This window comes from Nostoc sp. PCC 9305, assembly GCF_963920915.1.
Classification (GTDB): domain Bacteria; phylum Cyanobacteriota; class Cyanobacteriia; order Cyanobacteriales; family Nostocaceae; genus Nostoc.
Map to the genome: position 1 here is coordinate 1 of NZ_CAWUDN010000329.1, position 207 is coordinate 207.

1 protein-coding gene is annotated in these 207 nt (G+C 65.7%); it reads left to right on the plus strand.

Annotated elements, in window-relative coordinates; all coding sequences use genetic code 11:
- Nucleotides 1-18 precede the first annotated feature (18 nt).
- Nucleotides 19-207, plus strand: a 189-nt coding sequence (locus ACM0OX_RS35930) for a hypothetical protein (protein WP_414520011.1), incomplete at its 3' end; no start/stop codon positions are given.

Below are 207 nucleotides of genomic sequence, written 5' to 3' on the forward strand. Positions count from 1 at the left end.
TGCGCAGCTGCGCCCGCCTTGGCCCAGACCGCGCCAGCCGTGGCCACGGTGGACGAGATCATCGTCACCGCCCAGAAGCGCGAGCAAGCCATCCAGGACGTGCCGATCGCCGTTTCGGCCTTCTCGGCCGAGACGCTGGACGCGATGAAGATCGAAGGCGGCTCTGAGTTGTTGCGGGCCATCCCGAACGTCAGTTTCTCCAAGAAC